The 13466-nt window shown below is 40.6% G+C and carries 13 protein-coding genes; all 13 read left to right on the forward strand.

Annotated features, from left to right (window positions below):
• Positions 1-176: 176 nt before the first annotated feature.
• The 13 genes from A6E03_RS10220 to fliN all read left to right on the forward strand — a co-directional run bounded on the left by A6E03_RS10220 (position 177) and on the right by fliN (position 13451).
• Complete coding sequence (locus tag A6E03_RS10220) at positions 177-1658, forward strand: sigma-54 dependent transcriptional regulator (protein WP_065593811.1); 1482 nt, start codon at positions 177-179, stop codon at positions 1656-1658.
• A 127-nt stretch (positions 1659-1785) separates the two neighbouring features.
• Positions 1786-2847, forward strand: a complete 1062-nt coding sequence (locus tag A6E03_RS10225; RefSeq protein ID WP_065593810.1) for a PAS domain-containing sensor histidine kinase — start codon at positions 1786-1788, stop codon at positions 2845-2847.
• Positions 2848-2849: 2 nt separating this feature from the next.
• A complete protein-coding gene (locus A6E03_RS10230; RefSeq protein WP_065593809.1) occupies positions 2850-4286 on the forward strand; it encodes a sigma-54 dependent transcriptional regulator in 1437 nt (478 codons plus the stop codon).
• A gap of 100 nt (positions 4287-4386) precedes the next feature.
• Entirely contained in the window at positions 4387-4698 is a 312-nt protein-coding gene (fliE, locus tag A6E03_RS10235) for a flagellar hook-basal body complex protein FliE (RefSeq protein WP_065593808.1), read from the forward strand.
• A gap of 17 nt (positions 4699-4715) precedes the next feature.
• Positions 4716-6449 carry a flagellar basal-body MS-ring/collar protein FliF gene (fliF, locus tag A6E03_RS10240; protein ID WP_065593807.1) on the forward strand — a complete coding sequence of 578 codons (1734 nt, stop codon included), beginning with the start codon at positions 4716-4718 and terminating at the stop codon, positions 6447-6449.
• Positions 6442-7494: a flagellar motor switch protein FliG gene (fliG, locus tag A6E03_RS10245; protein ID WP_065593806.1), complete on the forward strand. Its 1053-nt coding sequence runs from the start codon at positions 6442-6444 to the stop codon at positions 7492-7494. Before fliF ends, fliG begins: the two co-directional genes overlap by 8 nt.
• A gap of 101 nt (positions 7495-7595) precedes the next feature.
• Positions 7596-8393, forward strand: coding sequence for a flagellar assembly protein FliH (fliH, locus tag A6E03_RS10250; protein ID WP_065593805.1), 798 nt, complete (start codon positions 7596-7598; stop codon positions 8391-8393).
• Positions 8393-9712: a flagellar protein export ATPase FliI gene (gene fliI, locus A6E03_RS10255; RefSeq protein ID WP_065600810.1), complete on the forward strand. Its 1320-nt coding sequence runs from the start codon at positions 8393-8395 to the stop codon at positions 9710-9712. The genes fliH and fliI overlap by 1 nt, the downstream gene beginning before the upstream one ends.
• 54 nt (positions 9713-9766) lie before the next feature.
• Positions 9767-10210 carry a flagellar export protein FliJ gene (gene fliJ, locus A6E03_RS10260; RefSeq protein ID WP_065593803.1) on the forward strand — a complete coding sequence of 148 codons (444 nt, stop codon included), beginning with the start codon at positions 9767-9769 and terminating at the stop codon, positions 10208-10210.
• Between the two features lie 116 nt (positions 10211-10326).
• Positions 10327-11484, forward strand: coding sequence for a flagellar hook-length control protein FliK (locus A6E03_RS10265; RefSeq protein ID WP_065600811.1), 1158 nt, complete (start codon positions 10327-10329; stop codon positions 11482-11484).
• Positions 11485-11524: 40 nt separating this feature from the next.
• Positions 11525-12007, forward strand: coding sequence for a flagellar basal body-associated protein FliL (gene fliL / locus A6E03_RS10270; protein WP_065593801.1), 483 nt, complete (start codon positions 11525-11527; stop codon positions 12005-12007).
• Positions 12008-12014: 7 nt separating this feature from the next.
• The gene (fliM, locus tag A6E03_RS10275) at positions 12015-13046 is read left to right on the forward strand and encodes a flagellar motor switch protein FliM (protein WP_065593800.1); all 1032 of its coding nucleotides are present in this window, start codon (positions 12015-12017) and stop codon (positions 13044-13046) included.
• Positions 13047-13067: 21 nt separating this feature from the next.
• The gene (fliN, locus tag A6E03_RS10280; RefSeq protein WP_065593799.1) at positions 13068-13451 is read left to right on the forward strand and encodes a flagellar motor switch protein FliN; all 384 of its coding nucleotides are present in this window, start codon (positions 13068-13070) and stop codon (positions 13449-13451) included.
• Positions 13452-13466 lie beyond the last annotated feature (15 nt).

A 13466-nucleotide genomic window follows, 5' to 3' on the forward strand; every position in this document is an offset into this window, starting at 1 on the left:
ATAAATCAAATATATTTTATGATTTTACCACTAATATCACATTTACAGTATGGTCATCGCTTCATTGTGAGTCATGGTTGCCTTATTTTTCTTATGCTATAAAATGGTCGAGTGATTTCATTGATTTTTAATGAATAAGCCAATTAAATCAAAGAATTAAGGCGTATGATATTTTTATGGAAGGTTTAGCAAAGACTCTAATTATTGAAGATGATGAGCAGAATAGACATAACCTTAAGGTCATTCTTGAGTTTATCGGTGAGCATTGCCATGCTATCTCAACTTCAGAATTGTCTACTTTTGAGTGGAGAGCGCCTTGGAGTGCTTGTTTTTTAGGTCAAGCAACTAATACATCGCAAAAAGAACTGATAAAAAATTCATTAATTGCCCATAACCATATCCCAGTCATTATTATGACTGGGGCTATGTACGATCTTGATGATCTTACTAATTATGTTGGTGAGTTAAACCAGCCTGTTAATTATCCTCAATTAACGGATGCACTTCGTCATTGTCAAGAATTTATGGGCCGCCGTGGTCTTGGTATTCCACACCTTGGTCGAAAAAACACCTTATTCCGTAGTATGGTTGGGCAAAGTTCAGCCATTAGTACTGTACGTCACTTAATTGAACAAGTATCAGGCACAGAAGCGAGTGTTCTTGTATTGGGCGAGTCAGGTACGGGTAAAGAGGTTGTAGCTCGAAATCTTCACTATCATTCACCTCGTCGTAAAGGTCCATTTGTTCCTGTTAACTGTGGGGCAATCCCTCCTGATCTTCTCGAAAGTGAGCTTTTTGGTCATGAAAAAGGGGCATTTACCGGTGCAATTACAGCACGTAAAGGCCGATTTGAATTAGCACAAGGCGGGACGCTTTTCTTGGATGAAATTGGTGATATGCCAATGTCGATGCAAGTGAAGTTACTTCGAGTACTTCAAGAGCGTTGTTTTGAGCGTGTTGGTGGAAATCAAAGCATTAAAGCAGACGTTCGCATTGTTGCTGCAACGCATCGTAATCTGGATGACATGATCGAAAAAGGCATTTTCCGCGAAGATTTATATTACCGTTTAAATGTCTTCCCAATCGAAATGCCAGCACTGCGTGAACGTAAACAGGATATTCCGTTATTACTGCAAGAATTACTGACAAGAATGGAAGCTGAAGGTAGTTCTCGAGTCAGATTAACGCCTCGTGCTGTGAATTCATTAATGGAACATCATTGGCCTGGAAATGTTCGCGAATTAGCTAATTTGATTGAGCGATTAATGATTTTGTTTCCAGGAGAGTCTGTAGATGTAAATCACTTACCGACAAAATACCGTTATAGCGATATTCCTGAGTTTCAACCTGAAAATCACAGTCAGCAGACCATTGAAGAGCAAGAGCAAGCCGCGTTAGCGGATATGTTTGCACATTTTAGTGATGGTGGTGTCCCTCAAATAGCAGCACAAAACTTCGGACCTAAATCAAGTGATTTACCTGAAGATGGTTTAAATTTGAAAGAGATGTTGGCAGATGTTGAAGTCAATATGATTTGCCAAGCACTTGAAGCACAAAATGGAGTTGTTGCAAGAGCGGCAGATATGCTTGGTATGCGAAGAACAACATTAGTAGAAAAAATGCGTAAATATAATCTTACTAAAGATGATATCCGATAATTAAAATTACTGACAATTAATTGACTCGCTAAACTTACGGTTAAACGTAAGTTGTTGATAGTAAGTAATAAAAGGGCTGGCATGTAAAATGCATTAGCCCTTTTGTTGTTTTGGCGGGAATAAAGTTATGCAAGGTAATTCAGAGGGCGAAATCAGTTCACCTCTTGGCACAGTAGAAGAGCAAAATACACGATATAAACAAGTGTTAGATGTTATGCCGGCCGGTGTAATATTATTGAATACTCAAGGTGTCGTGTGTGAAGTTAATCCTGAAGCGATTAGGCTTCTTGGGCCTCCACTATTAGGTGAACGTTGGTTTGAAGTTATTCAGCGATCGTTTGACCCAAGAGAAGACGATGGGCATGAAATATCCCTACGTAATGGTCGTAAAGTACGTTTGGCTATTTCAGCATCAGAAACGGGTCAACTTATTCTTATTACTGATCTGACTGAAACGCGTTTACTGCAATCTCGTGTCAGTGATTTACAACGCTTGTCATCGTTAGGAAAAATGGTGGCTTCCCTTGCTCACCAAGTGAGAACACCTCTATCAAGTGCGATGTTATACGCATCGAATTTGGGTTCCCCTAATTTACCTGCCGCCACCCACAAACGTTTTCAAACTAAATTGGTTGATCGTCTCCATGATCTTGAAAAGCAAGTGAATGATATGTTGCTCTTTGCGAAAGGCGGAGATAACAAAGTGGTTAATTCTTTTACGATCGCTGATTTAGTTGCTGAATATCAACCAATGGTTGAAACCGCATTACAGTCAAACCAAGTTGATTACGCCTTAGAGATAGAAGAAGAAGATACCTTATTAATGGGTAATGCAAACGCCATTGCAAGTGCCATTAGTAATTTGATCATGAATGCCATTCAAGCGATTGGTAAGGAGTGTCAAATCGACGTCTTCTTTAGGCCGGTAAACGGATTTTTAAAAATATCGGTACAAGATAATGGTCCCGGTATTCCATTAGAACTACAAGATAAAATTATGGAACCCTTTTTTACAACACGCTCTCAAGGCACCGGTCTTGGTCTTGCTGTTGTTCAAATGGTGTGTCGAGCACATAAAGGACAACTTGAATTGTATTCAGAACCGGATGATGGTGCGTGCTTCACCATGTCGATCCCGCTAACAGCAACTTATGCTGAATCCGCAACTCAAACAGAATCTGGAGAATAACCATGGCGCAAAGTAAAGTACTGATCGTAGAAGATGATGAAGGCCTACGCGAAGCGTTAATTGACACCTTAGAATTGGCGGGTTATGAATGGATTGAGGCTGATAGCGCTGAAACGGCATTACTTATCCTAAAGAAAGAGCCCGTGGATATTGTTGTCTCTGATGTGCAGATGGCAGGCATGGGTGGATTAGCTTTATTGCGTAGCATTAAATTAAATTGGCCGAATTTGCCTGTTTTATTAATGACTGCTTATGCCAATATCGAAGATGCAGTTTCAGCAATGAAAGACGGTGCGATAGATTACATGGCAAAGCCATTTGCACCAGAAGTACTGCTTAATATGGTTAGTCGCTATGCGCCCGTTAAAAATGAACAAACAGGTAATGCGATTGTTGCTGATGAAAAGAGTCTGAAATTACTTAAATTAGCAGATAAAGTCGCTCGAACAGATGCGAACGTAATGGTGCTTGGGCCTAGTGGCTCAGGAAAAGAAGTCATGTCTCGCTATATTCACAATAATTCTCAGCGCAGTGAAGGTCCTTTTATTGCGATTAACTGCGCCGCAATTCCAGACAATATGTTGGAAGCAACCTTATTTGGTTATGAGAAAGGCGCCTTTACTGGTGCGGTTCAAGCGTGTCCAGGCAAGTTTGAGCAAGCCCAAGGCGGCACCATTTTATTGGATGAAATCAGTGAAATGGATCTTAACTTACAAGTTAAATTACTTCGAGTTCTTCAAGAAAGAGAAGTAGAACGTTTAGGTGGCCGTAAGAGCATTAAGTTAGATGTTCGTATTTTGGCAACCAGTAACCGAGATCTTAAGAAATACGTAGAAGAAGGGCATTTTCGCGAAGATCTATATTACCGTTTAAATGTATTCCCAATAGCATGGCCACCGTTAAAAGAGCGTAAAGGGGACATTATTCCTCTTGCTCAACATTTGGTTGAGCGTCATTGCCAAAAACAAGGATTACCAGTGCCGACGTTAACCTCTCAAGCTATTGCTAAATTAGAGGTGTATTCTTGGCCTGGCAATGTGCGTGAATTGGATAACGTGGTTCAACGTGCGCTTATTTTGGCTGAAGAAAATCATATTACGGCGGATGACATATTACTTGAAGGGGTTGATTGGTCTGATGCAAGAAGCTTACAGCAAATAGTGAGCAGTGAAGCGCCAACAATTAAACCGGAACAACAGGTATCGTCAATAAGTGAAGCGTCAAATGATCCAACTGGCAGCGTCAATGTGGAGTCTTCGAGTTCCTCTACCGGACTCGGTGGTGAATTACGCGAGCAAGAATACATTATTATTCTAGAGACAATAAAAGCGTGTGATGGAAAACGTAAAGATGTAGCTGAGAAATTAGGAATTAGCCCTAGAACACTCAGATATAAGCTTGCAAAGATGCGTGATGCTGGAATCGATATCTCAAGCTAAAACAATGCGTTGCACTTGTTTGTGTTTTGGTATGTAAATTGCTTTATATACTTCGGGTCGTAACATTAAGTCAATTAATTGACTGGGTCGGAGAATAGAAATGAAGATTGGTGGTTTACAGGACGAAATGCAAGCAATGATGCTTGATGCGTCAAATACAACGCGTCCAGCAACAGGTAAAGAAGTCGGTGCGGACTTCAGTGCAATGTTTGCAAAAGCAGTAAATAACGTAAATGGATTACAACAAGCATCAAGTGATTTAGCGGTGCGCTTTGATCGAGGTGATGAAGGGGTTTCATTATCAGATGTCATGATCGCACGTAATAAATCAAGTGTTGCATTTGATGCCACAATTCAAGTGCGAAATAAGCTAGTTGATGCTTATAAAACACTCATGAATATGCCTGTATAGTTTCTAGGAAATAAAGCGTGTCAGAAGAAAATAAAAAAACAGACTTAGCCATGTCTGGTGGTATGTCATCAGGAAGTGCTACGGCACTAGAGAGCTCAATTGATGTTCAAAATCCTGATATAGACGAGCAAAGTTCTTCAAAATTAGATTCAGCACTTGGAAATCTTGATTTATTACGCCAAGTAATATTGGTGCTCTCTGTTTCTATTTGTGTTGCGTTAATAGTGATGCTTTTCTTTTGGGTACAAGAACCTGAAATGCGACCGCTTGGTATGTATGAAACGGATGAATTAATTCAAGTTCTTGACCATCTTGATGCGCAAAAATCAGAATACAAATTGGATGGTAATACCATCTTAGTTCCAGCCTCTTCATTTAGTAAATTAAAATTAGATCTGTCTCGTGCCGGTTTAAATAAATCCGTCGGTGAAGGCGATGATATTTTATTACAGGACATGGGTTTTGGTGTTTCACAGCGTTTAGAGCAAGAGCGCCTAAAGTTGAGTCGTGAACGTCAATTAGCCAGTACGTTTGAGCAAATGCGTCCAATTCGTAAAGCTCAAGTGCTGTTAGCGATGCCAAAACAAAGTGTATTTGTTCGTCATAACCAAGAAGCATCAGCAACGGTATTCTTGACTATGCGTATGGGCGCTAGTTTACGACAAGAAGAAGTGGATTCAATCGTTGATATGGTTTCGAGTGCCGTTCCTGGAATGAAACCAACCCGTATAACGGTGACCGATCAGCATGGACGTTTATTAAGTTCAGGCTCTCAAGATCCAATGGCAATGGCTCACCGAAAAGAGCAAGAATTAGAACGTAAACAAGAGCAAACACTACGAGATAAAATTGATGCAATTTTAATCCCTGTATTGGGGTTAGGTAACTATACCGCTCAAGTTGATGTATCAATGGACTTCAGTGCTATTGAACAAACTCGTAAGCAGTTTGATCCACAGACACCTTCAACTCGAAGTGAATACACATTAGAAGATTATAATAATGGTAATGTTATTGCTGGGGTTCCAGGGGCGTTAAGTAATCAGCCTCCTGTTGATTCTGCAATCCCTCAAGACATTGCTGAGTTAAAAGACGGCTCAGTATTAGGTCAAGGTTCTGTACACAAAGAAGCAACGCGAAATTTTGAATTAGATACCACGATCAGTCATGAGCGTAAGCAAAGTGGCACTGTCGCTCGTCAAACGGTTTCAGTTGCAATTAAAGAGCGTCAAAGCATTAATCCTGACACTGGTGAAGTAACCTATACGCCAATAGCCGCTGAACAGCTTGAAAAAATCCGCCAAATCATCATTGGCAGTGTTGGTTTAAATGAACAGCGTGGTGATTTATTAAATGTATTAAGCGTTAAATTTGCTATCGAAGAACAGCCTATCGCTATTGATGTGCCAATTTGGGAAAATCCAAACTTTAACGATTGGATTAAATGGTTAGCTGGAGCATTAGTCATTATTGCTGTACTTCTCATTCTTGTACGTCCGGCAATGAATAAACTGCTGTTCCCTGAACAAGCTGCAAATGATAACGCCTCTAACGGTGAGGGGAATTCTGATGGAGACATGGGCTTAATTGGCAGTGATTTGGATAGTGATGGCTTTGAATTCGGTTCAGGTATCGACCTTCCAAATTTACATAAAGATGAAGACTTATTGAAAGCGGTTCGTGCTCTTGTAGCAAATGAACCAGAACTTGCGGCACAGGTCGTTAAAAACTGGGTATCTGAAAATGGCTAATGAGATTGTAGAAGCAGGAAAACAAGAGGAAGACAACCAAGAGTTTGATCTTTCTTCATTATCGGGCTCAGAGCGTGCAGCGATTTTATTACTTAGTTTAAGTGAAAATGACGCAGCAAGCATTATTCGCCATTTAGAACCAAAACAAGTTCAGAAAGTAGGTGCAGCAATGGCGACTGTGTCTGACTTAAATCAGACTAAAGTGTCCGCGATTCATCGTGCTTTCTTAGAAGATATTCAGAAATACACCACGATAGGTATGGGTAGCGAAGACTTTATGCGTAATGCACTAGTTGCCGCGCTTGGTGAAGATAAAGCAAATAATCTCGTTGACCAGATTTTATTGGGCAGTGGGTCGAAAGGTTTGGATTCGTTAAAATGGATGGATCCTCGTCAAGTGGCAAGCATCATTATGAATGAGCATCCACAGATCCAAACTATCGTATTGTCTTACCTAGACCCAGATCAATCGGCCGAGATTTTATCTCAGTTCCCTGAACGTGTGCGTCTTGATCTAATGATGCGAATTGCTCATCTTGAAGAAGTTCAACCATCCGCTCTGGCTGAATTGAACGAAATCATGGAGAAACAGTTTGCTGGTCAATCTGGTGCTCAAGCAGCCAAAATTGGTGGCCTAAAAGCGGCAGCAGAGATAATGAACTACCTAGACAACAGTATTGAAGGCATGTTGATGGATCAAATTCGTGACCAAGACGAAGAGACCGCAACACAAATTCAAGATCTTATGTTCGTGTTTGAAAATCTTATTGATGTACAAGATACCGGCATTCAAATGCTATTGCGTGATGTGCCACAAGAAGTTCTACAAAAAGCGCTTAAAGGTGCAGATGATGCGCTTAAAGAGAAAATGTTTAAGTGTATGTCAAAACGTGCAGCTGAACTTATGCGTGATGATCTTGAAGCGATGGGACCAGTACGAGTTGCAGATGTTGAAGCCGCTCAGAAAGAAATTCTGGCAGTGGCGCGTAGAATGGCTGATTCAGGCGATCTTATGCTTACTGGCGGTGCAGACGAGTTCGTATAATATGCTTTTAAGGCGTTAAGTTATCATTGAGCGGCTATTTCTTTGTATTATTGAAATGGCCGTTATGCTTTTTATCTTCTTCTTTTCTACAGGTTTTCATCATGAGTATCAGTACAAAACGTGGCTTTATTCGTCTTACCGATGAGAGTGAACTACAAAAAACCAATATTTGGGAATCGCCTGATTACTCTGATCCGAATCAACCGGCTCGTGAAACTGCCTTAAATTACGATCCTGGCTGGACGCCATCATTACCTAAAGAAGATGAACCAGAAGAATTTATTCTTACTGATGAAATTATTGAGCAGATCAAACAAGGCGCTTATAACGAAGGATTGTTAGAAGGCCAAGAATTCGGCTATAAAGAAGGCTTAGAAAAAGGCCAAGCAGAAGGTTTTGACGCTGGCAAGCCAGAGGGGTATCAAGTCGGTTACGACGAAGGTATCGCTGCAGGACAAGCTGAAATTCAAGAAAAAATTAAGCAATTAATTGAAATGGCAGATAAATTTTCTGCACCCTTAGCGTTAATTAATTCTCAAGTAGAAAAGCAATTGATAGATATGGTTCTCGCTCTGACAAAAGAAGTCATTCATGTTGAGGTAAAAACCAATCCTCAAGTACTTCTTGATACGGTTCGTGAGGCAGTAGAAACGTTGCCAGTGACAGAACGAGAGATCACAATTTCACTTAATCCAGAAGATCTGCAACGTGTTATTGATGCCTATGGCGAAGAGACATTAGCTCAAAAACAATGGACTCTTATGTCAGAACCTTCAATGAATGTAGGGGATATCAATATCCAAGCCTCTGATTCTAAAGTCAGCTACTTATTGGAAGAACGAATTAAAAGTGTGTTAGCTAAATTCTGTGGAGTTAACCGTCACCATGGGGATCAGTAATGTTGCCATTATCTGAACGCCTTTCCCAATATAAAACAACAGGGCTAACCACTCGCGCGATTGCGTCAGGTAAATTAGTACGTGTTGTTGGTTTAACGTTAGAAGCCACGGGTTGTCGTGCGCCTATTGGTAGTTCTTGTTTGGTTGAAACCATTAACGGTGAAATTGAAGCTGAAGTGGTGGGTTTTTCTGGTGAAAACCTATTTTTAATGCCTAACGAACAGGTTTCTGGTGTGCTTCCAGGGGCTAAAGTGACGCCTATCGTCGGTGGCAGCGGTATTCCCGTTGGTATGGAGTTATTAGGTAGAGTCGTTGATGGGGTGGGAAATCCGATTGATGGGCTGGGCGAGATATATACCGAACAAACCGCGTCTTTTACTTCAGAACCAATCAATCCATTATCACGAAAGCCAATTACAGAACCTCTTGATGTTGGTTTAAAAGCAATTAATGGGCTACTTACCGTGGGCAAAGGGCAACGTTTGGGGTTATTTGCAGGTTCTGGTGTGGGTAAATCGGTCACACTTGGCATGATGACTCGTGGTACCACAGCACAAGTGGTTGTCGTGGGTTTGATTGGTGAGCGTGGACGAGAAGTAAAAGAATTTATCGAAGAAATTTTAGGGCCAGAAGGACGAAAACGTTCTGTTGTGGTTGCTGCTCCTGCCGATTCATCGGCATTAATGCGATTAAAAGGCTGTCAAACAGCGCTGACTATCGCAGAGTATTTCCGTGACCAAGGGTTAGATGTCCTGCTTTTAATGGATTCTTTAACTCGTTTTGCGCAAGCTCAGCGTGAAATAGCCCTGTCTGTTGGTGAACCTCCCGCAACGAAAGGTTATCCGCCATCAGTCTTTGCTAAGCTTCCAGCATTGGTAGAGCGAGCAGGTAACGGCAATGATGACCAAGGTTCGATTACGGCATTCTTTACCGTGTTAACTGAAGGTGATGATTTACAAGATCCTATCGCAGATGCATCACGAGCGATTCTTGACGGACATATCGTACTTTCACGTGAAATGGCGGATGCAGGGCATTACCCAGCGATTGATGTTGAGAAATCGGTTAGCCGTGTTATGCCACAGATTACTGACGAAGAGCATATGCTCATGTCGAAAGCGGTGAGACAAGTACTGTCTATCTGTCGTAAAAATCAAGATTTGGTTTCGATTGGTGCGTATAAACCAGGAACGAACCCCGCGATAGATCAAGCGTTTACGCTTAAACCAAGATTAGACGAATATTTGCAGCAGCGCATGAAAGAAACGGTTCCTTTCGATATGTGTAAAAACATGCTGAAAATGTTGTTAAGTGGCTAGCGGCTATTTTACTCCCTTTACGGTAATCCCCTTTGATGACTATTAGGAAATTGCATGAGCAGCGCCTTTGATTTTTTACTAGAACAAGCTCAAGAGAGAGAGAACCAATCGGTACTGGCGTTAAATAAAGCCAAAGCTGAATTGGACAATTTTTATGAGCAAGTAAAACAAATTGAAAAATATCGTTTGGATTACTGTAATCAACTGCTAGAACGTGGTCAAAAAGGCTTAACTGCAAGTCAATATAGCCACTTGAATAAATTTCTCGTTCAGTTAGATGAAACGCTAACAAAACAAAAAAGCGCGGAATCTCACTTCACTTCCCAAGTGGATAATTGTCAAACCTATTGGCAAGAAACACGAAAACAGCGTCGTTCTTATGAGTGGATGATTGATAAGAAGAAAACGGAACGTCAAAAGGTTCTCGATAAACAAGAGCAAAATATGATGGATGAGTTTTCAACGTTACAATTTTCTCGACGAACTCAACGCGAATAGTCTTTGTGCTTCTCTTTTCTTTATTAAAAAGTGGCTTAATATTTGCTTTAAAATATCAAATATTGAGCCTCTAACGCTCTTGTCAAAAAATTTACACTCAATGTAGAGAATATACTATGAGCAGTCATGATTTATCATTAAACAGTATCAATAAAAATGTGCCTATAAAGCCTGATACAAAAACGGCTGCCGTAGAAAAACAGGATTCAGAAGGCTTTGTAGAAGAGCTAAAAGAGTTGATGGGGTTCAGCGAAAAAGAAGACGTCAAAAAAGCAGCGGTCGAAGATAAATCGACAGCGGATGACGTCGGTCAGTCAGAGAAAAAAGAAAAAGCCGACGAACTAGAAAAAAAAGAAGACAGCATAGAAGAAAAAGTGGGTGAAGGCTCTGAGCTATTGTCTCGCCTTGAACAAGCGAATGGCACACTTGTAGATAGAAAAAAAAACCTTGATAAAACCGCTGAGTCGAGTGAAAAAGGCCTAAATAGCAGTAAAGCAGTCGGTGATGAGTCTGGCCCAATTCAAGACATTCAATGGGGAAAACAAGCTAAAGCTGCTAATGGCGAAACTCAATCCAAAGGCGACGCTTCTGGCAACAAAGAATCGAATAAAGAGTTGTTAACGTCAACGGCTCTTATTGGCAAAGCGGAAGCGGAGTCAGGTAAATTAGCTGAAGCTAAAAAAGCGAAACTGGATATTTCAGCATTAGGCATGACAGATGTCGTTAATGGACAAGCAATCAATTTAACCGAATCAAAAACAACCGATTCTTTTGCCCAGCAACTAGCAACGGCATCAGGAACGACGGCAACACAACAGGCCACTTCAGCTCAAAAGTCGGATCCAGCGACAATGCCTTTAAATATTCGTCAAGAACAAGTGAGTGATGACGTTGCTGAGCGTATAAATATGATGATGGCAAAAAACTTAAAGCACGTTGATATTCGTTTAGACCCACCAGAAATGGGGCGTATGCATATTCGTTTGAATATGGGAACAGACAGCGCGGGAGTTCAGTTTACCGTATCGAACCAGCAAGCTCGTGATGCGATTGAACAAAGTTTACCTCGCCTACGTGAGATGTTCGCTCAGCAAGGTATTCAATTAGCGGATACATCCGTTCAGCAGCAAAGCTCTGGGGATTCATCACAATATGGGTATCAAAAAGAAGAGTCTTCACGCCAAGGTTCAGGGTTTGGAGAGTCCTCTACTGAAGAGCATGAAATTAATGTTCAAGTGTCAAAATCAAATGACGGCATTAGTTTTTACGCCTAATTTAGAATCATAATTAACGATTTACCTAAAAGGAAAAACAATGGCAGAACAAGGTGATTCATTAAACAATAAAAAGAAACTGACCATTATTATCGCATTGATTGTATTATTAGTTATTGGTGGTGCCGCGGCTTGGTTTTTCATGCTGAATGAACCAAAAGTGGAACCAACTGAGAAAGATATTGCTGCACTAGAAGCAAAAATGCCTGCGTTATATTTAAATCTCCCTCAGCCATTTATTTTTAATGTGACCGGTGATAAGCGTGATCGCCTCGTTCAATTAAAAGTACAAGTTGTCATGCGTGGTACAGATAATGAAACCACTGCAATTCAACATACACCTTTAATTGAAAGTGTCTTATTGTCGACTTTTGCAGCGGCTTCTGTTGAACAATTAAGAGAACCTCGTGGTCGTATTGATCTTCGAGAGCAGGCAACACGCGATATTCAAGATGCCTTTACCAAAATTACAGCTAAGCCTGTAATTGAAAAAGTATTATTTACTGACTTTGTAATGCAATAGGTTCAATGTGACAGATCTCTTATCCCAAGATGAAATTGATGCTCTACTCCATGGTGTAGATGATGTAGAAGACGATCTACCAGGTGCAGATGAAAACGTAGGTTCTACCAAGAGCTTTGACTTTTCATCACAAGATCGAATTGTTCGTGGTCGTATGCCTACGCTCGAATTGATTAATGAGCGTTTTGCTCGTCATATGCGTATTAGCTTATTTAATATGTTAAGAAAGACGGCAGAAGTATCGATTAATGGTGTATCAATGGTGAAATTTGGTGAATACCAAAACACACTTTATGTACCAACTAGCTTGAACATGGTGCGTTTCCGTCCATTAAAAGGAACGGCACTTGTTACAATGGAAGCCCGTTTAGTTTTCATCTTGGTGGAAAACTTCTTTGGCGGCGATGGTCGATTCCACGCCAAAATTGAAGGTCGTGAATTTACACCAACAGAGCGACGTATTATTCAATTATTACTGAAAGTGGTTTTTGAAGATTATAAAGAAGCTTGGTCTCCTGTCATGGGGGTGGAGTTTGAATATTTAGATTCAGAAGTTAACCCAACGATGGCGAACATTGTGAGTCCAACAGAAGTGATCGTAGTTAGTTCATTCCATATTGAAGTGGATGGCGGCGGTGGTGATTTCCACGTGGTATTCCCTTATTCAATGGTTGAGCCTATCCGCGAATTGCTTGATGCCGGTGTTCAAAGTGACAAGATGGATACCGATGTTCGTTGGAGTAAAGCGCTTCGTGATGAAATCATGGATGTGCCAGTAGAAATGAAAGTTAATTTATTAGAAAGCCAAATTTCATTACGTGATCTAATGGATTTACAGGTAGGCGATATTATTCCCGTTGAAATGCCAGAAGCGGCGACCGTCTTTATAGAAGAATTACCAACTTATCGCGGTAAGGTTGGAAAATCTAACGATAAATTAGCAGTGCAAATCACTGAGAAAATTAAACGACCTGATATGGTAAAAACGGATTTAGCCTTTTTAGGCAAAGACGTATTGTTTGATTTAGATGATGAATAAGTATAAATAAGGTAATTGAACATGAATTCAAATGAGCAACAAATGGCTGACGAATGGGCAGCGGCATTAAGCGAAAGTTCGGAAGCGGTTACTGCGCCTTTAGATGATTTAGAAGAAAGATCACCGGCATTTAATGAAGATGAACGCCGTAAACTTGATACGATTTTAGATATTCCAGTCACTATTTCTATGGAAGTAGGGCGCTCGCAGATCAGTATTCGTAATTTATTGCAACTTAACCAAGGCTCAGTGGTTGAGCTTGACCGTATTGCGGGTGAATCATTAGATGTCATGGTTAACGGTACGCTTATTGCTCACGGTGAAGTTGTTGTCGTGAATGATAAATTTGGTATTCGTCTAACTGATGTAATTAGCCAAACAGAACGTATCAAAAAGCTACGTTAATTTAGCTACTTAGCT

Source organism: Aliivibrio sp. 1S128, assembly GCF_001691065.1.
Classification (GTDB): Bacteria; Pseudomonadota; Gammaproteobacteria; order Enterobacterales; family Vibrionaceae; genus Aliivibrio.

What these genes read in the sequence shown, in the direction of transcription:
- A6E03_RS10220 (WP_065593811.1), top strand. Translation starts at nt 177, where the DNA reads ATGGAAGGTTTAGCAAAGACTCTAATTATTGAAGATGATGAGCAGAAT.
- A6E03_RS10265 (WP_065600811.1), top strand. Translation starts at nt 10,327, where the DNA reads ATGAGCAGTCATGATTTATCATTAAACAGTATCAATAAAAATGTGCCT.
- fliL (WP_065593801.1), top strand. Translation starts at nt 11,525, where the DNA reads ATGGCAGAACAAGGTGATTCATTAAACAATAAAAAGAAACTGACCATT.
- fliN (WP_065593799.1), top strand. Translation starts at nt 13,068, where the DNA reads ATGAATTCAAATGAGCAACAAATGGCTGACGAATGGGCAGCGGCATTA.
- fliE (WP_065593808.1), top strand. Translation starts at nt 4,387, where the DNA reads ATGAAGATTGGTGGTTTACAGGACGAAATGCAAGCAATGATGCTTGAT.
- fliI (WP_065600810.1), top strand. Translation starts at nt 8,393, where the DNA reads ATGTTGCCATTATCTGAACGCCTTTCCCAATATAAAACAACAGGGCTA.
- fliG (WP_065593806.1), top strand. Translation starts at nt 6,442, where the DNA reads ATGGCTAATGAGATTGTAGAAGCAGGAAAACAAGAGGAAGACAACCAA.
- fliH (WP_065593805.1), top strand. Translation starts at nt 7,596, where the DNA reads ATGAGTATCAGTACAAAACGTGGCTTTATTCGTCTTACCGATGAGAGT.
- A6E03_RS10225 (WP_065593810.1), top strand. Translation starts at nt 1,786, where the DNA reads ATGCAAGGTAATTCAGAGGGCGAAATCAGTTCACCTCTTGGCACAGTA.
- fliJ (WP_065593803.1), top strand. Translation starts at nt 9,767, where the DNA reads ATGAGCAGCGCCTTTGATTTTTTACTAGAACAAGCTCAAGAGAGAGAG.
- A6E03_RS10230 (WP_065593809.1), top strand. Translation starts at nt 2,850, where the DNA reads ATGGCGCAAAGTAAAGTACTGATCGTAGAAGATGATGAAGGCCTACGC.